This is a genomic window from Burkholderia sp. BKH01 (assembly GCF_025685725.1).
GTDB lineage: Bacteria > Pseudomonadota > Gammaproteobacteria > Burkholderiales > Burkholderiaceae > Burkholderia > Burkholderia pyrrocinia_C.
The window spans coordinates 69,058-88,011 of the sequence record NZ_JAOTQT010000016.1 but is presented as its reverse complement, the minus strand read 5'-3'; the positions used below and the strand labels follow the sequence as shown (position 1 = coordinate 88,011).

The window sequence follows — 18,954 nt, the reverse complement described above, 5'->3', positions numbered from 1 at the left end:
TCAGCGTCCTCCGAGGTTCTGCGTATCGAGACGGTTCGCGGCGGCGCCGGCGAGCGCGCGCTTGCGCAGCACGGCGGGCGCGGTTTCGACGAGGCCGAACGACAGCACGCACGCGAGGATCGCGCCGGTTGCCGACGTCCACATCGCGAACTGCAGGCCGTACTTGTCGGCCGCGAAGCCGGCGACGGTCGGCGCGACGAAGCCGCCGATCAGTTCGCCGGCGCCCATGATCAGCCCGAGCGCGCTGGCGATCGAGCGGGGCGGCACCGTTTCGGCCGGGATCGTCGCCATGAACAGCGTGAAGCAGCCAAGGCCTGTGTAGGTCGCGAGCACGAGCGCGCAGAGCGCCCATAGCGAATTCGCGTGAATCATCGCGACGGGGCACGCGGCGGCGACCAGCGCGAACACGATCATCGTCGGCTTGCGGCCGATCCGGTCGGAGATCGCCGGCACCGCGAAGCCCCAGAACACCCATGCGGCGCCGAGGCAGGTCATCACGACGCCCATGTCGGCGGGGGACAGGTGGCGGCTGTCGACGAGGAAAACCGGCGCGAACGAGATGATCACGATGAACCACGTGAGGAAGAAGCAGCTGATCAGCACGCACAGCAGGATGTTGCGTTCCTTCAGCAGTGCCCAGCGGCTGATCGGCACGCCGCCCGCCGCCGGCGTGCCGACGGTGTCAGCCTGCGCATGCCGCGCACCGCCGGGCGGCACTTCGCGCACCCAGCGCCAGATGCAGAACGCGATCAGGAAACCCGGAATGCACGACACGTAGAACGCGTGGCGCCAGCCGTATGCGGTCGCGATGCCGATCACGACCGGCGGGCCGATCATCGCGCCGAGCAGGCCGGCGGCCGAGCCCTGCAGCAGACCCATGTTCAGCCCGCGGCGGCTCGGCGTCGAACTCTCGACCATCAGCGACTGCGACAGCGGCAGCACGGGGCCCTCGGCGATACCCATCAGCGCGCGGAACGCGATCAGGCTTGCGAAGCCGCCGACGAGCCCTGACAGCGCCGAGCACACGGAAAAGCCGACCACGGCCGCGATCAGCAGCGGCTTGCGCGTGCCGCGCGCGTCGGACCACGCGCCGGTCGCGGCGCCGGACAGCGCCCACGTGAGCGCGAGCGCGGACGACACCATGCCGAGCTGCGCATTCGTCAGGTGCAGTTCGGCGGACATGAACGGGAACAGGAACGACAGCGCGAGGCGGTCGAAGAACACGAAGCCGAACGTCATGAACAGGATCAGCAGCAGCCTGTTCTCATACGTCCATGCAAGCTTGGGGGAAGGGCGGGATGTCATGGCGGGCCTCGTCGCGCGTCAGCGGAACAGCTTCTCGATCGCCTGCGCGCCGAGGCCGACCTTCTCGTAATGCGCGTTGCACATCGCGATGTACGAATGCACGTCGAAATAGCCGTCGGGGTTGCCGTCTTCGTCGAGCCAGATCAGCGGCCCCTTGACGATGAAGAACGCGCGCATCGGCTCGGGGTGATCGAACGCGACGAGCGTGTGGCCTTCGCCCGGCGTCTCGTACACGAAATCGCCCTTCGTCGCGGTCCATTCGTGTTCCAGGTAGCCCCATTTGCCGGACAGCGTGTACGCGAACACCTCGTGCGGGTGATAGTGCCGGTTCACGAGCCCCGCTTCCTTCGCCATCAGGATGTCGCACCATTTGTTCTGCGACGGCGAGATCCACAGCGGCCGCGACGAAACCGTTTCGGTGAACGGAACGTAATAGCGCTCGTCTTCGGTGGCCGCGTTCGCGATGTAGGCTTCGGGCAGCGCATCGGGCTTGAACGGATTGGCAATCGGCGGGATGTTTTGCCAGAATTCGGCTACGGCTTTGTCGACCACGGTTTGTCTCCTTGTGTTTGGGTGTCGTGGGCTCGACTTTAGCCAGCCGGTGCGCGCCGCTCTTGACTGGGCTGGACGAATTGCTTGATCGGGCCGGACATCGCACCGCACGACGTTTAAACGATCCATCCCCCAATTCCGCGATGCATGCCGCCCCGTACGACGGGCGCCAGCAGGAGGCGACGTGACGAATTCGACCGTTTTTTCACGCACGCGAGGCTCGACGGCCGACGTGCCGGTGCGCGACCGGATGGCGTACTGGGATGCGTTCAACGCCGCGACGCTGGTCGGCCTGCGCTGCTCGTCGCTGTCGCCGGCGGGGCTCGAAGTCGAGAAGACCGACATTGCGCTGCCGGGCCTCGGCATCGCGGACATCAGCGGCCAGGATCACGTGATCGAGCGCAGTCCCGCGTTGGTGCGCCAACTGCCGAAGGAATCGCTGTTCGCGTGCCAGATCCTGAGCGGGCGCGCGTATTTCATCCAGCGCGACCGGTGCCTGCTTGCGGAAGCCGGCGATGTCGTCGTCTACGACACGCGCGTGCCTTATCTGTTCGGATTCCTGACGCCGATGCGGCAACTGCTGATCGATATTCCGATCACGACGTTCGACGACCGGCTCGATGCGGAGCTGGCGGCGCTGCCGCTGCGGATCGCGCCGAAGCCGGGCGCGGGCGCGATGCTCGGTGCGACGCTGCGCGCGAGCGTCGAGCGCTTCATGAAGGATCCGGTCGAGCGCGATGCCGCGCGCTTTGCCGAGCACACGCGCACGCTGATCGCGGAACTCATCGACGCGGAAGTGAACGGCGCGGGCGCATCGCGCGCGTCGTTGTCGTACCTGCTGACCGCGAAGCAGTACATCGCGACGCATCTCGGCGAGCCGGAGCTCGGGCCGCAGGCTGTTGCCGACGCGGTCGGGTTGTCGCTGCGCCATCTGGGCCGGCTTTTTGCGGCCGAAGGCGAGTCGATCACGCAGCATATCTGGTCGGAACGGCTGATGCACGCGCATCGCGAGCTGACGGATGCGCGGCTGCGCAAGACGAGCGTCGGCGAGATCGCGTTCCGCTGGGGGTTCTCGAGCCAGGCGCACTTCAGCCGCGCGATTCGCGAGCGCTACGGCGCGTCGCCGATCGCGCTGCGCGATGCGGCGCGCGCGGCTGAATTCTGATCCCGGCAGTCGATGTGGCGACGGCGCGTATGTCACGCGCCGTTTTTGTTTTCGGTACGATGCAGCGCGGCGCACACGTGCCGCGTCACTCCGCCGGCATGAACTCCGCGCAACGCTCCGCGATCATGATCGTCGGCGCGTTCGTGTTGCCTGACACGATGCGCGGCATCACCGACGCGTCGCAGATCCGCAATCCGTCGATGTCTTGCACCGCGAGGCGCGGCGTGACGACCGCGTGCGCGTCGTTGCCCATGCGGCAGGTGCCGGCCGGGTGGTAGACGGTCTTCGCGCGGCGCCGCACGTAGTCGGCAAGTGCTGCATCGGTCAGCGTCTCGGCTTCGCGAACGATGCGCGCGAGCGACGGCGCGCGGATGATCCGCCGGGCGAGCGCGACGCCGCGCACGAGGCCGTCGACGTCGGCCGGGTCGGACAGCGCGCCGCTGTCGAACAGGATCGGCGCGGCCGGATCGCTGCCGCGCAGTCTCGGGCACGTCGAATGCCGCGGTCAATCCGTGAAAGACCGGGGCCGGCGCGCGACGCACGTGCAGCGTGGCGTTGCGGCCGGATGCGCGATCGATGTCCGGCTGGGTCAACGGAAGCGGCCGTGCGAGTCAAAACGCAAGTGCGATTTTCGACTACGTAGCGCGCGTATCGCTACGCGCTGCCGACAGGTGCGACCGGCCTACTTGGACGAAGACGACGGCAGTCCGAGCGAAACGTCTTTGTCGTATCCCATCGTGTTGTCGAGGAATTCGACGCTCACGTGGCCGGCCCGCTTTGGGTCGTAGACGTTCGCGTAGATTCCCGATCGTTCCCGCATCCGCATCCGCATCCGCATCTGCGACTGCGACTGCGACTTCGGCGATAGCGGAGCACAGATGACGCAGGCCGGTCGCGGAACCGCATGACCGCGCGATTCCATTGAGCGGCCTGCCGCCGCCGACTTCAGGTCGCGCTGGCCTCGTCGATCTGCCGGATGTCGTCCTGATCGAGTTGAAGGCGGATCGCTTCGCCGAGCAATTCGAGCTGCGCGAGCGACGTCGCGCTCGCGATCGGCGCGGTGATCGTCGGCCGCGCGATCTGCCACGCGAGCGCGATTGCCGCCGGCTGCGTGCCGTGCTTCGCCGACACGGCGTCGAGCGCCGCGAGAATGCGCAGGCCGCGCTCGTCGAGATAACCGGCGACGCGATCGCCGCGCACGCTCTTCTTCAGGTCGGCCTCGCTGCGGTACTTGCCCGACAGGAAACCGCTCGCGAGCGCGTAATAGTTGACGACGCCGAGCTTCAGGTCGCGCACGACCGGCTCGAGATCGCGTTCGTAGTCGGCGCGGTCGATCAGGTTGTACTCGGGCTGGATGACCTGGTACGCGGGCAGGCCGTCGCGCTTGCTGATGTCGGCGGCTTCGCGCAGGCGCGCGCCGCTGTAGTTCGATGCGCCGATGATGCGCACCTTGCCCGCGTCGATCAGCGTCTGGTACGCGCCGAGCGTTTCCTCGAGCGGGGCCGTATCGGCGAGGTCGCGGTGCGAGAAATACAGGTCGATGTAGTCGGTCTGCAGGCGGCGCAGCGAATCGTCGGCGGCCTTCAGGATGTTGTCTTTCGTCAGGCCCGCGCGTGTCGAAAGCAGGCCGACCTTGGTCGCGATCACGACCTGCTCGCGCTTGCCGGAACGCTTGAGCCACTTGCCGATGATCGTTTCCGATTCGCCGCCGCTGTTGCCGGGCGCCCAGGCCGAATAGACGTCGGCCGTGTCGATGAAGTTGATGCCGGTGTCGGCGAGCGCGTCGAGCAGCGAAAACGATCCGTTCTCGTCGACGGTCCAGCCGAAGACGTTGCCGCCGAAGGCGAGCGGCGAAACCTGGATGTTCGATGTGCCGAGAGTGCGTAGTGCCATGTTCTGCTCCGATATCGGTGGGGTGACGGAATTGAACTGCGCGATTGGCCAGATCGAGCGAGACGAGTCGACGGGGTGCGCGAAGCAGTTGCGCCGTTGTCGCAGGACAGCGGACATTCTCGCCGAACGATCGGATTCGTGCAGGCGGCGCGTCGCCGCGATGATGGACGGCCTGCGACAGATGACGGAAGCATCGTCCGTCACGTTGGTGGTCCGTACGACTGCGTTGGATCTGGAGCTGAATTTCGTGGCGGCGATGCGCTGCGGGAAGCGGGATGCCGTGTCGGCGGAAGCGGATGGGAGGGACGGATGCCCCGGCGTTGCACCGGAGCAGATCGGCAGACAGGCGGCAAGCAGCCGCCCGTGCGTCGGCGAGTCGGTCAGCGCAACTGCACCGCCGCGAGAAACAGCACCATGCTGCCGATCGCGCCGTCCAGCACGCGCCACGCAACGGCCTTGCGGAACCACGGCGCCAGCAATCGCGCACCGTAACCGAGCCCGAGAAACCACACGACGCTGACCGCCATCGCGCCGATCGCGAACGCGAGCCGCGCGCCTTCCGGCTCGCGCGCGCCGGCCGTGCCGATCAGCAGGAACGTGTCGAGATATACGTGCGGGTTGAGCCACGTGAACGCGAGCGTCATCAGCACGATCGCGAGCCCGCTCTGCGGCGGCGGCGCGACCGCGTCGCCGCGCACGTCGAGCGTTGCGTGGCCCGGCTTGAACGCACGGCGCAGCGCGTTGATGCCGAACCATGCGAGATACGCGAGGCCGACATACAGCACCGCGTGGACGAAAGTCGGATACCGCTCGACGAGTACCGATGCGCCGCCGACACCGGCGCCGATCAGGATCATGTCGGACAGCGCGCACAGCAGCACGATCTTGCCGACATGCGAGCGCATGATGCCTTGGCGGAGCACGAACGCGTTCTGCGCGCCGATGGTGACGATGAGCGATGCGCACAGTGCGGCGCCGTGGGAAAAAGCGAGCCAGTTCATGGTGGTGACAGCAGTGGAAGCAGTAGACGGATGAATCGGATGGCGCTAGTCTGCGGTCAGCATGAAAATAAGAGAAGCTAATTCACCTAATGCGGATTAAGGAAATCTAATGCTCGACTACGCCCTGCTCGATGCGCTCGCGGCCGTGATCCGGTATGGCTCGTTCGAGCGCGCGGCCAAGGAGCTGAACGTCACGCCGTCGGCCGTATCGCAGCGCGTGAAACTGCTGGAGGAGCGCGTCGGCAGCGTGCTCGTCAAGCGCGGGCAGCCGTGCGTCGCGACGACGTCGGGCGCGCTGCTGTGCCGGCACACCGAGCGCGTGCAACTGCTCGAGGCCGAACTGGGCGGCCGGATGCCGGCGTTGCCGGGCCAGATCGCGAGCGCATGGCCGATGTTGCGCGTGGCCGTCAACGACGACAGCGTCGCGACGTGGTTCATCGACGCGGTCGGGCCGTTCTGCACGGAGCGCGAGACGTTGCTCGACCTCGTGATCGACGACCAGGATTACACGGCCGCGCGCATCCGAGACGGCAGCGTGCAGGGCGCAGTGACCGCGCAGGCCGAGCCGATCCAGGGATGCCGGTCGGAGCGGCTCGGGCGTATCCGCTATCGCGCGGTGTGCTCGCCGGCGTTTTACGAACGCTATTTCAGCGCGGGCATCACGCGCGATGCGTTGCGCCGCGCGCCGTGCGTGATGTTCAATCCGAAGGACGGGTTGCAGGCGCGTTTCATCCGGCGCGTGACGCGAGCGGATCTCGATCCGCCGCAGCACTGGATACCGCACGTCGCGGGCTATCTGCGCGCATGCGAAACGGGATTGGGATGGGGGATGTGCCCGGACCGGATGGTCGACCGGCAGCTGGCGGCGGGCGAACTGGTCGACATGTCGCGCGGGCGGACCGTCGACATCGATCTTTACTGGCAGAGCTGGCGTTTGTCGATCGGCTGGCTCGACGATTTCAGCGCGGCGCTGAAGGCGCGCGCCGCGCTGTTTCTCGATTGATCGGTAACGTCACGCGGGTGGCGCGCGAGATGCGCGCGCCGTGCGGGGTCAGACGTGATGCAGGCCGTCGAAGTCGATGATCTGCACGTGGCGGCCCTGCATTTCGATCAGGCCGCGCTTCTGGAATTTGGACAGCGTGCGGCTGACCGTTTCGAGCGTCATGCCGAGGTAGCTGCCGATGTCTTCGCGCGTCATCCGCAGATTGAATTCCGACGGCGAGTAACCGCGCTTCAGGTAGCGCGACGATACGTCGAGCAGGAAAGCGGCGACACGTTCTTCGGCATTCAGCGAACCGAGCAGCATCGTCTGCGACGTTTCGCGCACGATCTGTTCGCTCATCAGCTTGTGCATGCGCAACTGCATCGAGCCGGCTTCCGAGCACAGCGCCTTCAGCGCGCTGTACGGAATCACGCAGACGGAGCTGTCTTCGAGCGCGACCGCGGTGCGCGGATGCGTGTCGTCGCAGATGCCGTCGAGGCCGAGCGCTTCGCCCGCGAGATGCAGGCCTGTGACCTGTTCGCGGCCGTCATGGCGCGTGGCGACGGTTTTCAGCGAACCCGAGCGCACAGCGTACAGGTTGTCGAATGCGTCGCCTTCGCGGAACAGCGCTTCGCCGCGCTTGACGGGGCGCGCCGCGCAGATGACCGACTCGAGCCGGCTGAGCGCTTCGGGCGCCAGGCCCTGCGGCATGCACAGGTGCCGCATTGCGCACGTCGAGCAGTGCGCGGCCTGGCGAGGAGCCCAGCTGCCGGCGTGAGACGTGGCGGCGGTGCGTGTGGCGACGGGCGTCAGCATGATCGTTTACTCCGGCGTTGAATCGACTGAATCATTGTCCCACCGCAAGTTGTCGCTGTCGGGTGACAAAACGTCGCGACCGGCCGCGGATGTCGAACACCGTTCACGCGGCCTGCTCGTCCGTGTTGGCGGCCGCCGGAATCAGCAGCACGGGCAGCGTCGCGTGCCGCACGCATTGTTCGGCGATGCTGCCGAGCACGAGACGGCGGAACCCGCGGCGGCCGTGCGTGCCCAGCACGAGCAGATCGGCGCCGAACGCCTTCGCGCCCTCGAGGATCAGCGACGACACATCGACGAGCGACGTCGCTTCGGTCAGCCGCGTGTCGCCTTTCACGCCCGCTGCCTGCATCTGCTTCGTGAAATCCTTCGCGAGCTCGTTGCCTTGCGCGACGAGCTGATCGCGCAGCACCGACGGATCGTAGCCCGGCACGTTGTAGTAGATCGCGGCGTTCTCGACGACGTAGAACGGTTGCAGCTCGGCGCCGTGCGCTTTCGCGAGCGCCAGCGCGGCATCGAACGCATGGCGGGACGTGTCGCTGCCGTCGACGGCAACCAGAATACGCTTGTACATAGTGTCTCCGAGTGGCGGGTTGAAACGAACTCGGCCGGATGGCCGATCTGTCTGAGCAATGCTGCGAGGCAGAGTAAACCAATGGCGGGGACTTTGCAGTGCGGTGCCTGTCCTGCCGCGCTACAGCAGCGCCTCCGGCGCCGCGGCGCACGGCCATGCACGCAATGCATGCCGCGCTGCGCGACGCGTGTCGCATGGCTGCGTCGCATCCGTGGTTCGCGTGGTTCGCGACAGCCGGCTCCGGAGCGCTGGTGGATGAAGACCGCATCGTCGCGGGGAACGGATACGCGGGCATCGGAATCGCGCGTTGCACCGGTGCACGCATTGCGGCGCGTGCATGCCGCACCGACACGGTGCAACAGCCGCGCCGATGAACTGCAAGCATCGTCATTCAATCGCAACCGCGCCGTTTCGACATGACTTCGATCAACGCATGTGCTCGGTGCGATTCGCGGGATGCATGAAACCGCCGATGCCGATGCGCGGAATCGTTCGCTTGCGCAACCGTCGCGTGCACCAATCCGCCGGCATCGACTGTCGACCGACGTCGATCCGCAAACGAACGATCGATTCAAACGCCGCGCCGGCTACCTCGGCACGGCCGTCAGTTCGATCACTCGTTCCGGCCGCCGTCCGTGGCCGGGCCAGTACGCGCTGCCGTACATCCGGTGGACGGGGCCGAACTGCGCATCGTCAGCGGGCGACGGCGCGGCGAAGCCTTTCTCGATCACTACGTAGCCCGCGCGCAGCGCGAACGCCGGATGGTTGCCGCCGGTGCGGCTGTCGAAACCGGCAAGGCCGTCGCCGGCTTCCGGCATCGCATTGACGAGCGACGCGTTGCTGCCCGTGATCTGGTCGGGCGAGATCGGCCCGCCACCGGCGAGCAGCCACGCCTCGCGGTTCTTGCCGTCGGTGTCGACCGTGCTGTCGTGGGTGTCGTCGTTGTCGAGCTCGACGCTGTGCGGATGCAAATGACCTGTTTGACCGGATGATTCCATCACGGCTCTCCTGGCGGCGAAGCGTTCCGGATCGAAGCAAGTCCCGTTCCGGGTAAGACGGGGAAGAGGCGCGCGGACGATCGCCGCGGTCGCGCGACGCGCACTGATTTGTCGTGATTTATTTCAGCTAGAAGACGCGTTTTCTACAGAGTATGATTCTTTTCCTGCGAAGCGGCGACAGGGGATGCGATCTCGCCGCCTCTGCCCGCGCCGGGGCGCCGCAGCACCCTTAAAGACGGGTAGTGAACAACAAAGCAAGGGACTAGAGGTGGCGGATTCATGCAAGCGACTACTGCCTTCACGCACCGCGGTTATCTGTTGAATTGCGCGCCCGCGCGCGCCAGTGACGGTTCGTTCAAGCCCTACGTCGTGATCTCCCGATCGAGCGACGGGGAGTTGGTTGCGAACCGTTTTTTTCCGACCGAGCTCCAGTTCAACGACGAAGGCGCCGCGATCGCGCACGCGCGTGACTGGGCCGTGCGCTGGATCGACGCGAGCAGCATCGTGATCTGACGCCGTCGCGTTTCCGGCATCGTCGGCCGTCCGGTCGATCCCCGGTGTGCCGCTTCCGGACAAAAAACGCGGTAATCTTGTGGAACCCGTCACTTTATTAGCGGCCGTGCGACCGAGCGCGGCCGCGTGCATTTGCATATGTCGACATCACCCGTCCGTCAGTGGGGCCTCGAAGAAATCGTCGCCGGCTTGCGCGAGTCGCGCGAGGAGCTCCATCGCACGCGCCATCCGCGCGGCATCCGCGAACTGCCGTCCCGCGATGCGATCTGCAAGATTGTGACCGGCCTGCGCGCGTCGATGTTTCCGACGCATTACGGCGCGCCGGATCTCACCGACGAAAGCGTCGATTATTACGTCGGCCACACGCTCGAAAGCACGCTACGCGTGCTGTGCGAGCAGATTCGCCGCGCGCTGCCGTTCCTGCCCGAGCATGCGGACACGCCGTTCGCGGAACTCGACGAGCGCGCGTTCGAGATCGCGCGCGAGTTCGGCCGGCAGTTGCCGGCGGTCCGCGCGCTGCTCGTCAGCGACATCCAGGCCGCGTACGCGGGCGATCCGGCCGCGCAGCACATCACCGAGATCCTGCTGTGCTATCCGGGCGTGCTGGCGATGATGCACCACCGGCTTGCGCATGCGCTGCACCAGCTCGGCGTGCCGCTGCTCGCGCGCTTCATCAATGAAATCGCCCACTCGGCTACCGGCATCGACATCCACCCCGGCGCGCGGATCGGCCCGAGCTTCTTCATCGACCACGGCACCGGTGTCGTGATCGGCGAGACGGCGATCATCGGCGAGCGCGTGCGCCTGTACCAGGCCGTCACGCTCGGCGCGAAGAGCTTCCCTGCCGATGGCGAAGGTGCGCTGGTCAAGGGCAACGCACGGCACCCGATCGTCGAGGACGACGTGGTGATCTATGCGGGTGCGACGATTCTCGGCCGCGTGACGATCGGGCGCGGCTCGGTGATCGGCGGCAACGTGTGGCTTACGCACAGCGTGCCGCCCGGCACGAGCGTCGCGCAGACCAGGGCCCGCGAAGGCGGCAGCGCCGAGAAGCCGTAACGCGGCGCGGCCGCCGGCCGCCGGCCGCCGCCGCGCGTGCGTCAGTGCTTGCCGGCGGGCGAGCGGTGCTTGTACAGCACGTCCTGGTCCACACGGATCAGGTTCTGCCCCGCATCGACGACGAAATCCACGCCGTTGTAGGCGTTGCCCGTCAGCAGCAGGATCGCGCTCGCGACGTCGTCGGGGCCCGCGATGCGCGCGAGCGGCGTCGATGCGCGGCTCGCGTGTTCGAAGTCGGCCTGCGTCTGGTCGTCGCTCGGCAGCATCAGCCCCGGGAACACCGCGTTCACGCGCAGCACGGGCGCGCACGACAGCGCGAGCATCTGCGTGAGGTTGCCGAGCGCGGCCTTCGCGACCGTGTAGCTGAAATGGTCGCGGTGAAAGTTTTCCTTGATCTTCTGGTCGACCACATTCACGACGACACCCTGCGTGCCGGAGGCGCGCGCCCGTTCGTAGAATGCGCGCGTGAGCAGGATCGGCGCGCGGCAGTTGACGGCCCACGCCTGGTCGAATGCCGCGAGGTCGAAGCTCGGGAAGTGGTCCTGCCAGAACACCGACGCGTTGTTGACGAGCACGTCGAGGCGCCCGAAGCGCGCATACACCTGGTCGATCAGCGCGGTGATTTGCGCGGCATCCGACAGGTCGGCCTGCAGCGCGATCGAATCGTGCCCGCGTTCGGCGATCGCACGGGCCGCCGCGTTTGCGGCATCGGCCGAACGGTCGTAGTGCACCGCGGTGCGATAGCCGTGCGCGGCGAAATACTCGGCGAACGCGCGCCCGGCCCGGCGCGCGGCGCCGGTCACGAGCACGACGGGCGCATGCGCCGTTTGCTTCGTCGACTCCATTACGTATTCGTCAGGTTGACTGAAGAAGGATTGGCGACGATCGACAGGAATTCGCGCCGCGTCGACGGATCGGTGCGGAACGAGCCGAGCATGCGCGACGTGACCATCTCGACGCCCGGCTTGTGCACGCCGCGCGTCGAGATGCATTGGTGCGCGGCTTCGAGGATCACGCCGACACCCTTCGGCTGCAGCACGTCGAACAGCGTATCGGCGATCTGCACGGTCATCTTTTCCTGGATCTGCAGGCGCTTCGCGAACGCGTCGACGAGGCGCGCGAGCTTCGAGATGCCGACCACGCGATGGTTCGGCAGATACGCGACGTGCGCGCGGCCGATGATCGGCACCATGTGGTGCTCGCAGTAGCTCTCGAAGCGGATGTCCTTCAGCACGATCATCTCGTCGTAGCCGTCGACTTCGCTGAACGTGCGCGCGAGGATGTCGCGCGGCTCCACCGCATAACCGGCGAAGAACTGCTCGTACGCGCGCACGACGCGCGCGGGCGTGTCGACCAGGCCCTCGCGTGCGGGATCATCGCCGGCCCAGCGCAACAGCACGCGGACGGCGGCCTCGGCTTCTTCGCGGCTCGGCCGGGATGCGGCCGGCTCGGGCCGCGCGGATTTTTTACCCATGTAGTGGCTCCATCGAAGGCCGCCCGCGGCGGCCGATATCCGACAATTGTTTCATGCTTTCGCGGGTCGTGCGTACTAGCGCGAACAGGCCTTAGCGCTCACTTCGGCCATTCGTCCTGCTCGTCGTTGAACAGCGACGCGACGACGCCGCGCAGCCACGCGGTGCGCGGATCGTTGTGATACTTGCGGTGCCAGTGCTGCTTCAGGTCGAAGTGCGGCAGCGCGAGCGGCGGCTCGACGGGCACGATGAACGCATGCTCGGCCGCATACGCATAGCCGATCGCATGCGGCACCGTCGCGATCAGGTCGGTGCGGCTCAGGATGAACGGCAGGCTCATGAAGTGCGGCGTCTCGAGCACCGCGCGGCGCTGCATGCGCTGCTTCGCCAGGTATTTCTCGAGCACTTCCTGGCTGCGCCCTTCGGCGCGCACCACCGCGTGCCCGCACGCGAGGAACTGCTCGACCGTGAACGGCGGCGCCTGTTCGAGCGGATGGCCGCGCCGCATCAGGCACACGAACCGGTGCGTGAACAACCGTTGCTGGAAGAAGTTGTTGCCGTCCAGGTCGGGGAAGTAGCCGACCGCGAGATCGATCGACCCGGCTTCGAGGCCGCGGCCGACTTCGTCGTGCGCGAGCGAGACGGAACGCAGGTTCGCGTGCGGCGCGCGTGTCGCGAACGCCTGCAGCAGCTTCGGCAGGAACACGATCTCGCCGACGTCCGACAGCGCGATCGAGAACGTATGCGTGCTCGCGGCCGGATCGAAGTCGTGCGGCGCGACGAGGCCGCGCTCGATCTGCGCGAGCGCGTCGCGTGCGGCCGGCAGCAGCGCGAGCGCGCGCGGCGTCGGCTCCATCCCGCGCGACGTGCGCACGAACAGCGGATCGCCGAAATACTCGCGCAGCCGGCCGAGCGCCGTGCTCACGCGCGGCTGGCTCACGCCGAGCAGGTCGCCGGCGCGGCTCACGTTGCGCGTGTCGTCGAGCGCGACGAGGTAAGGAATGAGGTTCAGATCGAGCGAATCCATCACCGGGCCAATATCTCCAAAACGTATACAACATATCTCCTGAATCGCGTTGCCGCATAGTCGGGAAAGCGCTCAAATGTGTTCCATTACTCGAACCAATGTTCAGGAGGCGAACAATGCGCACCCAAGTCGCGGTCATCGGCGCCGGTCCGTCCGGCCTTCTGCTGTCCCATCTGCTGCGCCTGCAAGGCGTCGATTCCATCCTCGTCGAAGCGCGTTCGCGCGAATACTGCGAGAACCGCATCCGCGCCGGCGTGCTGGAGCAGGGCACGGTCGATACGCTGAACGACGCCGGCCTCGGCGACCGGATGCGCCGAGAAGGGCTCGAGCATCACGGCATCGAACTGCTGTTCTCCGGGCAGCGCCATCGCATCGACCTGTCCGAACTGACCGGCGGGCGCGCGATCACCGTCTACAGCCAGCATGAAGTCGTGCGCGACCTGATCGCGGCCGGTGTCGAGCATGGCCACCAGATGCATTTCGAAGTCAGCGACGTCGCGCTGCACGACGTCGAAGGCGAACACCCGTTCGTCACGTTCAAGCATGCGGACGGCCGCGTGGACCGCATCGACTGCGACTACATCGCCGGCTGCGACGGCTTCCACGGCATCGCGCGCCAGACGATCCCGGCCGAGCGGCTGAACACGTTCGAGCGCGTCTACCCGTTCGCGTGGCTCGGCATCCTCGCCGACGCGGCGCCGTCGCTCGACGAGCTCGTGTACGCGCATCACGACAACGGCTTCGCGCTGTTCTCGATGCGCTCGCCGACGGTCACGCGCCTGTACCTGCAATGCAAGCCCGACGAAAACCTCGCCGAATGGTCCGATGCGCGGATCTGGGACGAGCTGCACACGCGCTTCTCGAACGACACGGGCTGGACGCCGACCGAGGGTCGGATCACGCAGAAGAGCGTGACGCCGATGCGCAGCTTCGTGTCGGAGACGATGCAGCACGGCCGGCTGTTCCTCGCCGGCGACGCCGCGCACATCGTGCCGCCGACCGGCGCGAAGGGGATGAACCTCGCGGTGGCCGACGTCCGCGCGCTGTCCCGCGCGCTCGGCGCACGTTACCGGACGGGCGACGCGACGCCGCTCGACACGTATACGGCGACCTGCCTCGAGCGCGTGTGGCGCGCCGAGCACTTCTCGTACTTCATGACGAACATGCTGCATTCGTCGCCGGAGGATTCGCCGTTCGTCAATCGCCTGAAGTTTGCCGAGCTGAAATACGTGACGCGCTCGCGGGCCGCCGCGCAGTCGCTCGCCGAAAACTACGTCGGGCTGCCGTTCGACGACGCAGCGACCCCCGAGGCAACCCGCCTTGACAACGCGCTGTGCACGACTCTATGATCGGCCCATCGTTCGCTAATCGAATCTAGGTTCGAATAGCGAACAAATACCGGAGTCGAAATCGGCCCCGGCGCGGCACGCGGCACGCGCGTGTCCCCTCGACAGGCCGCGCATCGTGCCGCGGGTTCGTATCAGGAAGAGACATGGTCAACAAGATTTTCGAATCGCTTCAGTCGGCGGTTGCCGACGTCCACGATGGCGCGACAATCATGATCGGCGGCTTCGGCACGGCCGGCATGCCGTCCGAGCTGATCGACGCGCTGATCGAACAGGGCGCGCGCGACCTGACGATCGTCAACAACAACGCGGGCAACGGCGAGACGGGCCTCGCGGCGCTGCTCAAGGCGAAACAGGTGCGCAAGATCATCTGCTCGTTCCCGCGCCAGAGCGACTCGCAGGTGTTCGACGGGCTGTACCGCGCGGGCGAGATCGAGCTGGAACTCGTGCCGCAGGGCAACCTCGCGGAGCGCATCCGCGCGGCGGGCGCCGGCATCGGCGGCTTCTTCACGCCGACGGGCTTTGGCACCAAGCTCGCGGAAGGCAAGGAAACGCGCGTGATCGACGGCAAGCAGTATGTGTTCGAGACGCCGATCCACGCCGATTTCGCGTTCGTGAAGGCATACAAGGGCGATCGCTGGGGCAATCTCGTGTATCGCAAGACCGCGCGCAACTTCGGGCCGATCATGGCCAGCGCCGCGAAGGTCGCGATCGTGCAGGTGTCGGAAGTCGTGCCGCTCGGTGCGCTGAACCCGGAACACATCGTGACGCCGGGCATTTTCGTTCAGCGCATCGTCGAGGTGCCGCAGGCCGCTCATGCGGCCGAGCTGGCCGCCGAACACGCTGCATCGCAAGCCGCTTGAGGGAGATATCCAGATGAAACGACTGACCCGCGATGAAATGGCCAAGCGCGTCGCGCAGGACATCCCCGAAGGCGCGTACGTGAACCTCGGCATCGGCGTGCCGACGCTGGTGGCGAACCACCTCGACCCGAGCAAGGAAATCTTCCTGCACAGCGAGAACGGCCTGCTCGGCATGGGCCCCGCGCCCGCGCCGGGCGAGGAAGACGACGAACTGATCAACGCCGGCAAGCAGCACGTGACGCTGCTCACCGGCGGCGCGTATTTCCACCATGCGGATTCGTTCGCGATGATGCGCGGCGGCCACCTCGACTACTGTGTGCTCGGCGCGTTCCAGGTGTCCGCGAACGGCGATCTTGCGAACTGGCATACGGGCGCGCCCGATGCGATTCCGGCGGTCGGCGGCGCGATGGATCTCGCGATCGGCGCGAAGCAGGTGTTCGTGATGATGGAGCACCTGACGAAGCAGGGCGAAAGCAAGATCGTCGCGCAGTGTTCGTATCCGGTCACCGGCGTGCAATGCGTGAGCCGTATCTATACGGATCTCGCCGTGCTCGACGTGACGGCCGACGGCCTCGCGGTGAGCGAGATCTTCACCGACCTGTCGTTCGACGAACTGCAGAAGCTGACCGGCGTGCCGTTGATCGACGCGACGCAAAAGGCCGCTGCCTGAACCGCAGGCGTGCCGGCGCGCGCGATCGAGCGCACGCCGGCGCGCTTGGGTGGACAATAGGCGCACGCCGTTTCCCCAATCTGATGCCATGCTCGAAGACAGCGCCCGCCTGACCTCCCTCATCTGCGGCACCGAGCCGCTCAACCGGATCTGGTCGCCGCGTGCGACGATCCAGCGGATGCTCGACGTCGAGGCCGCGCTCGCGCGCGCGCTCGCCGCGCGGCAGGTGATTCCCGCCGCCGCGGTCGCGCCGATCGAACGCGCATGCGACGCAAGCCGGCTCGACGCCGACGCGCTCGCGCACGGCGCGGCGCTCGGCGGCAATCTCGCGATTCCGCTCGTCAAGCAGCTCACCGCGCAAGTGAAGGCCGACGACCCCGAGGCCGCGAAGTTCGTGCACTGGGGCGCGACGAGCCAGGACATCATCGATACCGCCACCGTGCTGCAGCTGCGCGACACGCTCGACGTGCTCGATCCGATGCTCGACGAAGCGTGTGCATCGCTCGCGGCGCTCGCGCGCACGCATCGCGCGACGCCGATGATCGGTCGCACCTGGCTGCAGCAGGCGCTGCCGATCACGCTCGGCCTGAAATTCGCCCAATGGCTCGATGCGCTGCTTCGCCATCGCGCGCGCTTCGCCGAATTGCGCGAGCGCGTACTGGTGCTGCAGTTCGGCGGCGCGGCCGGCACGCTCGCGAGCCTGCGCGAGCACGCGCGCGACGTCACGGCCGCGCTCGCGGCCGACCTGAAGCTCGCCGTGCCGGCCGTGCCGTGGCATACGCAGCGCGACCGCATCGCGGAAGCCGCGTCGTGCTTCGGGATGCTGACGGGTACGCTCGGCAAGATCGCGCGCGACGTGTCGCTGCAGATGCAAACCGAAGTCGGCGAGCTCGGCGAACCGACTGCCGCCGGCAAGGGCGGCTCGTCGACGATGCCGCACAAGCGCAACCCGGTCGGCTGCGCGGCCGTGCTGACCGCCGCCGTACGCGCGCCGAACCTCGTCGCGACCGTGTTCGCGGGCATGGTCCAGGAGCACGAGCGCGCGCTCGGCGGCTGGCAGGCCGAATGGGATGCGCTGCCCGACCTCGCGCGGCTGACGGGCGGCGCGCTCGCGCAGATCGCGCAGATCGTCGCGGGCCTCGACGTGAACACCGAACGCCTTGCCGCGAACCTCGACCTGACGCACGGGCTGATCCTCGGCGAAGCCGTGATGCTCGCGCTCGGCGACCGGATCGGCCGGCTCGATGCGCATCACGTCGTCGAGCACGCGTCGAAGGAAGCAGTGCGCACCGGCGCGACGCTGTTCGACGTGCTCGCCGCCGATGCAACCGTGTCCGCCCACCTGTCGCGCGACGCGCTCGCGCGGCTGCTCGATCCCGCACATTACGTCGGCGAGGCGCAGGCCTATGTCGACGCCGTGCTCGCGCTGCATGCGGGCACGACCCAACCAGGAGAACATTGATGCCTTTCGCCACAGTCAACGGCGTGAAACTGCATTACCGGATCGACCGTGCCGCGCGCGACGATGCGCCGTGGCTCGTCTTCTCGAACTCGCTCGGCGCCGACCTGCAGATGTGGGCGCCGCAGATCCGTCCGCTCACGCAGCACTTCAACATCCTGCGCTACGACACGCGCGGCCACGGCCATTCCGACGCGCCGGCCGGTTCGTACACGATCGACCAGCTCGCCGGCGACGTGATCGGCCTGCTCGACCATGTCGGCATCGCGCGCGCGCATTTCTGCGGGATCTCGATGGGCGGGCTGACGGGCGCCGCGCTGGCCGCGCGCTACCCGTCGCGCATCGTTCGCGCGGTGCTGTCGAACACCGCCGCGAAGATCGGCTCGCCGGAAGTGTGGGTGCCGCGCGCGCAGAAGGCACGCGCCGAAGGGATGGCCGCGCTCGCGGACGCCGTGCTGCCGCGCTGGTTCACCGATGCGTTCGTCGAGCGCGAGCCGCGCCTGTTCGACGCGATCCGCGACACCTTCGTGCATACCGACAAGGACGGCTATGCGGCGAACTGCGACGCGCTGAACGCGGCCGACCTGCGCGAAGAGGTGAAAGGCATCGCGCTGCCGGTGCTCGTCGTGACCGGCGCGAAGGACATGTCGACGCCGCCCGACCAGGGCCGCGCGCTGGCTGCCGCGATTCCCGGCGCGCGTCACGTCGAATTCGACGCCGCGCATATTTCGAACATCGAGTGCACCGACGGCTTCAACCGCGCGCTGCTCGATTTCCTGACCGCGTGAGGCACCGGCAATGGATGACCAGGAACGTTACGAAGCAGGGATGAAGGTGCGTCGCGCGGTGCTCGGCGATGCACACGTCGACCGTTCGCTCGAGAACCGCACCGAGGTGACCGACGAATTCCAGAACCTGATCACGCGCTATGCGTGGGGCGAGATCTGGACGCGCGACGGCCTGCCGCGCCACACGCGCAGCCTGCTGACCATCGCGATGATGGTGGCGCTGAACCGCGGCGAGGAACTGGCACTGCATCTGCGCGCCGCGCGCAACAACGGCGTGACGCGCGACGAGATCAAGGAAGTGCTGCTGCAGACCGCGATCTATTGCGGCGTGCCGGCCGCGAATTCCGCGTTCCATCTCGCGGACAAGATCTTCAAGGAACAGGACGGGGCCGCCTAGGGCGGCCGCGTAAGACGGCAGGTCAGGAGCGGTCGGCTGAGGGCGACCGCAATCGATCGCGTGGCCCGCTGTCGCAA

General features: G+C 67.1%; 21 protein-coding genes. 10 read left to right on the top strand and 11 right to left on the bottom strand.

Annotated elements, in window-relative coordinates:
* Both OEJ37_RS22400 and OEJ37_RS22395 read right to left on the bottom strand, forming a co-directional pair.
* Positions 1–1,305 carry an MFS transporter gene (locus OEJ37_RS22400; protein ID WP_263345691.1) on the bottom strand — a complete coding sequence of 435 codons (1,305 nt, stop codon included), beginning with the start codon at positions 1,303–1,305 and terminating at the stop codon, positions 1–3.
* Positions 1,306–1,323: 18 nt separating this feature from the next.
* Complete coding sequence (locus OEJ37_RS22395; protein ID WP_174416873.1) at positions 1,324–1,857, bottom strand: 2,4'-dihydroxyacetophenone dioxygenase family protein; 534 nt, start codon at positions 1,855–1,857, stop codon at positions 1,324–1,326.
* A 184-nt stretch (positions 1,858–2,041) separates the two neighbouring features.
* Between OEJ37_RS22395 and OEJ37_RS22390 the strand changes: the two genes are divergently transcribed.
* Positions 2,042–3,022: a helix-turn-helix domain-containing protein gene (locus tag OEJ37_RS22390; protein WP_263345690.1), complete on the top strand. Its 981-nt coding sequence runs from the start codon at positions 2,042–2,044 to the stop codon at positions 3,020–3,022.
* A gap of 85 nt (positions 3,023–3,107) precedes the next feature.
* Here OEJ37_RS22390 and OEJ37_RS22385 read toward each other — a convergent pair whose 3' ends face one another.
* From OEJ37_RS22385 to OEJ37_RS22375, 3 genes are all read right to left on the bottom strand, one after another.
* Positions 3,108–3,503 carry a GMC oxidoreductase gene (locus tag OEJ37_RS22385; protein ID WP_411859283.1) on the bottom strand — a complete coding sequence of 132 codons (396 nt, stop codon included), beginning with the start codon at positions 3,501–3,503 and terminating at the stop codon, positions 3,108–3,110.
* 464 nt (positions 3,504–3,967) lie between these two features.
* Complete coding sequence (locus OEJ37_RS22380) at positions 3,968–4,915, bottom strand: aldo/keto reductase (protein WP_263345689.1); 948 nt, start codon at positions 4,913–4,915, stop codon at positions 3,968–3,970.
* 380 nt (positions 4,916–5,295) lie between these two features.
* Positions 5,296–5,916 carry a LysE/ArgO family amino acid transporter gene (locus OEJ37_RS22375; RefSeq protein WP_034181470.1) on the bottom strand — a complete coding sequence of 207 codons (621 nt, stop codon included), beginning with the start codon at positions 5,914–5,916 and terminating at the stop codon, positions 5,296–5,298.
* A gap of 109 nt (positions 5,917–6,025) precedes the next feature.
* On the opposite strand from OEJ37_RS22375, the gene OEJ37_RS22370 reads away from it, so the two are divergent.
* On the top strand, positions 6,026–6,919 hold the full coding sequence (locus OEJ37_RS22370; protein WP_174416869.1) for a LysR family transcriptional regulator ArgP: 894 nt from the start codon (positions 6,026–6,028) through the stop codon (positions 6,917–6,919).
* A 48-nt stretch (positions 6,920–6,967) separates the two neighbouring features.
* Here the strand turns inward: OEJ37_RS22370 and fnr are convergent, their stop codons facing one another.
* From fnr to OEJ37_RS22355, 3 genes are all read right to left on the bottom strand, one after another.
* Entirely contained in the window at positions 6,968–7,714 is a 747-nt protein-coding gene (fnr, locus tag OEJ37_RS22365; RefSeq protein ID WP_152855863.1) for a fumarate/nitrate reduction transcriptional regulator Fnr, read from the bottom strand.
* A 103-nt stretch (positions 7,715–7,817) separates the two neighbouring features.
* A complete protein-coding gene (locus OEJ37_RS22360) occupies positions 7,818–8,285 on the bottom strand; it encodes a universal stress protein (protein ID WP_174416868.1) in 468 nt (155 codons plus the stop codon).
* 587 nt (positions 8,286–8,872) lie between these two features.
* On the bottom strand, positions 8,873–9,283 hold the full coding sequence (locus OEJ37_RS22355; RefSeq protein WP_174416867.1) for a DUF3005 domain-containing protein: 411 nt from the start codon (positions 9,281–9,283) through the stop codon (positions 8,873–8,875).
* A 279-nt stretch (positions 9,284–9,562) separates the two neighbouring features.
* On the opposite strand from OEJ37_RS22355, the gene OEJ37_RS22350 reads away from it, so the two are divergent.
* Together OEJ37_RS22350 and epsC are read left to right on the top strand one after the other, a co-directional pair.
* Positions 9,563–9,796, top strand: a complete 234-nt coding sequence (locus tag OEJ37_RS22350; RefSeq protein WP_034181465.1) for a hypothetical protein — start codon at positions 9,563–9,565, stop codon at positions 9,794–9,796.
* A 138-nt stretch (positions 9,797–9,934) separates the two neighbouring features.
* A complete protein-coding gene (gene epsC / locus OEJ37_RS22345; protein ID WP_152855866.1) occupies positions 9,935–10,855 on the top strand; it encodes a serine O-acetyltransferase EpsC in 921 nt (306 codons plus the stop codon).
* 41 nt (positions 10,856–10,896) lie between these two features.
* Here the strand turns inward: epsC and OEJ37_RS22340 are convergent, their stop codons facing one another.
* From OEJ37_RS22340 to OEJ37_RS22330, 3 genes are all read right to left on the bottom strand, one after another.
* Positions 10,897–11,700, bottom strand: a complete 804-nt coding sequence (locus OEJ37_RS22340; RefSeq protein WP_263345684.1) for an SDR family oxidoreductase — start codon at positions 11,698–11,700, stop codon at positions 10,897–10,899.
* Positions 11,700–12,329 (bottom strand): GTP cyclohydrolase I FolE, encoded by a 630-nt coding sequence (gene folE / locus OEJ37_RS22335; RefSeq protein ID WP_174416865.1) that lies wholly within the window; start codon positions 12,327–12,329, stop codon positions 11,700–11,702. Before folE ends, OEJ37_RS22340 begins: the two co-directional genes overlap by 1 nt.
* A gap of 98 nt (positions 12,330–12,427) precedes the next feature.
* Positions 12,428–13,354: a LysR family transcriptional regulator gene (locus OEJ37_RS22330; RefSeq protein ID WP_263345681.1), complete on the bottom strand. Its 927-nt coding sequence runs from the start codon at positions 13,352–13,354 to the stop codon at positions 12,428–12,430.
* Between the two features lie 116 nt (positions 13,355–13,470).
* Between OEJ37_RS22330 and OEJ37_RS22325 the strand changes: the two genes are divergently transcribed.
* The 6 genes from OEJ37_RS22325 to pcaC all read left to right on the top strand — a co-directional run bounded on the left by OEJ37_RS22325 (position 13,471) and on the right by pcaC (position 18,877).
* Positions 13,471–14,703, top strand: a complete 1,233-nt coding sequence (locus OEJ37_RS22325; RefSeq protein ID WP_263345679.1) for a 4-hydroxybenzoate 3-monooxygenase — start codon at positions 13,471–13,473, stop codon at positions 14,701–14,703.
* Positions 14,704–14,846: 143 nt separating this feature from the next.
* Positions 14,847–15,563, top strand: a complete 717-nt coding sequence (locus tag OEJ37_RS22320; RefSeq protein WP_047902047.1) for a 3-oxoacid CoA-transferase subunit A — start codon at positions 14,847–14,849, stop codon at positions 15,561–15,563.
* A gap of 13 nt (positions 15,564–15,576) precedes the next feature.
* Positions 15,577–16,233, top strand: coding sequence for a CoA transferase subunit B (locus tag OEJ37_RS22315; RefSeq protein ID WP_089431929.1), 657 nt, complete (start codon positions 15,577–15,579; stop codon positions 16,231–16,233).
* A gap of 88 nt (positions 16,234–16,321) precedes the next feature.
* A complete protein-coding gene (locus OEJ37_RS22310; RefSeq protein WP_263345676.1) occupies positions 16,322–17,695 on the top strand; it encodes a 3-carboxy-cis,cis-muconate cycloisomerase in 1,374 nt (457 codons plus the stop codon).
* Entirely contained in the window at positions 17,695–18,480 is a 786-nt protein-coding gene (gene pcaD / locus OEJ37_RS22305; RefSeq protein ID WP_263345675.1) for a 3-oxoadipate enol-lactonase, read from the top strand. The genes OEJ37_RS22310 and pcaD overlap by 1 nt, the downstream gene beginning before the upstream one ends.
* A 10-nt stretch (positions 18,481–18,490) precedes the next feature.
* Positions 18,491–18,877 (top strand): 4-carboxymuconolactone decarboxylase, encoded by a 387-nt coding sequence (pcaC, locus tag OEJ37_RS22300; protein ID WP_046548861.1) that lies wholly within the window; start codon positions 18,491–18,493, stop codon positions 18,875–18,877.
* Positions 18,878–18,954 lie beyond the last annotated feature (77 nt).

Excerpts from the sequence above, each read along its gene's own strand:
- OEJ37_RS22380 (WP_263345689.1), bottom strand. The coding sequence starts at position 4,915 with ATGGCACTACGCACTCTCGGCACATCGAACATCCAGGTTTCGCCGCTC.
- OEJ37_RS22340 (WP_263345684.1), bottom strand. The coding sequence starts at position 11,700 with ATGGAGTCGACGAAGCAAACGGCGCATGCGCCCGTCGTGCTCGTGACC.
- OEJ37_RS22325 (WP_263345679.1), top strand. The coding sequence starts at position 13,471 with ATGCGCACCCAAGTCGCGGTCATCGGCGCCGGTCCGTCCGGCCTTCTG.
- pcaD (WP_263345675.1), top strand. The coding sequence starts at position 17,695 with ATGCCTTTCGCCACAGTCAACGGCGTGAAACTGCATTACCGGATCGAC.
- OEJ37_RS22315 (WP_089431929.1), top strand. The coding sequence starts at position 15,577 with ATGAAACGACTGACCCGCGATGAAATGGCCAAGCGCGTCGCGCAGGAC.
- fnr (WP_152855863.1), bottom strand. The coding sequence starts at position 7,714 with ATGCTGACGCCCGTCGCCACACGCACCGCCGCCACGTCTCACGCCGGC.
- OEJ37_RS22375 (WP_034181470.1), bottom strand. The coding sequence starts at position 5,916 with ATGAACTGGCTCGCTTTTTCCCACGGCGCCGCACTGTGCGCATCGCTC.
- OEJ37_RS22310 (WP_263345676.1), top strand. The coding sequence starts at position 16,322 with ATGCTCGAAGACAGCGCCCGCCTGACCTCCCTCATCTGCGGCACCGAG.
- OEJ37_RS22320 (WP_047902047.1), top strand. The coding sequence starts at position 14,847 with ATGGTCAACAAGATTTTCGAATCGCTTCAGTCGGCGGTTGCCGACGTC.
- epsC (WP_152855866.1), top strand. The coding sequence starts at position 9,935 with ATGTCGACATCACCCGTCCGTCAGTGGGGCCTCGAAGAAATCGTCGCC.
- OEJ37_RS22350 (WP_034181465.1), top strand. The coding sequence starts at position 9,563 with ATGCAAGCGACTACTGCCTTCACGCACCGCGGTTATCTGTTGAATTGC.
- folE (WP_174416865.1), bottom strand. The coding sequence starts at position 12,329 with ATGGGTAAAAAATCCGCGCGGCCCGAGCCGGCCGCATCCCGGCCGAGC.
- OEJ37_RS22330 (WP_263345681.1), bottom strand. The coding sequence starts at position 13,354 with ATGGATTCGCTCGATCTGAACCTCATTCCTTACCTCGTCGCGCTCGAC.
- OEJ37_RS22360 (WP_174416868.1), bottom strand. The coding sequence starts at position 8,285 with ATGTACAAGCGTATTCTGGTTGCCGTCGACGGCAGCGACACGTCCCGC.
- OEJ37_RS22400 (WP_263345691.1), bottom strand. The coding sequence starts at position 1,305 with ATGACATCCCGCCCTTCCCCCAAGCTTGCATGGACGTATGAGAACAGG.
- OEJ37_RS22355 (WP_174416867.1), bottom strand. The coding sequence starts at position 9,283 with ATGGAATCATCCGGTCAAACAGGTCATTTGCATCCGCACAGCGTCGAG.
- pcaC (WP_046548861.1), top strand. The coding sequence starts at position 18,491 with ATGGATGACCAGGAACGTTACGAAGCAGGGATGAAGGTGCGTCGCGCG.
- OEJ37_RS22370 (WP_174416869.1), top strand. The coding sequence starts at position 6,026 with ATGCTCGACTACGCCCTGCTCGATGCGCTCGCGGCCGTGATCCGGTAT.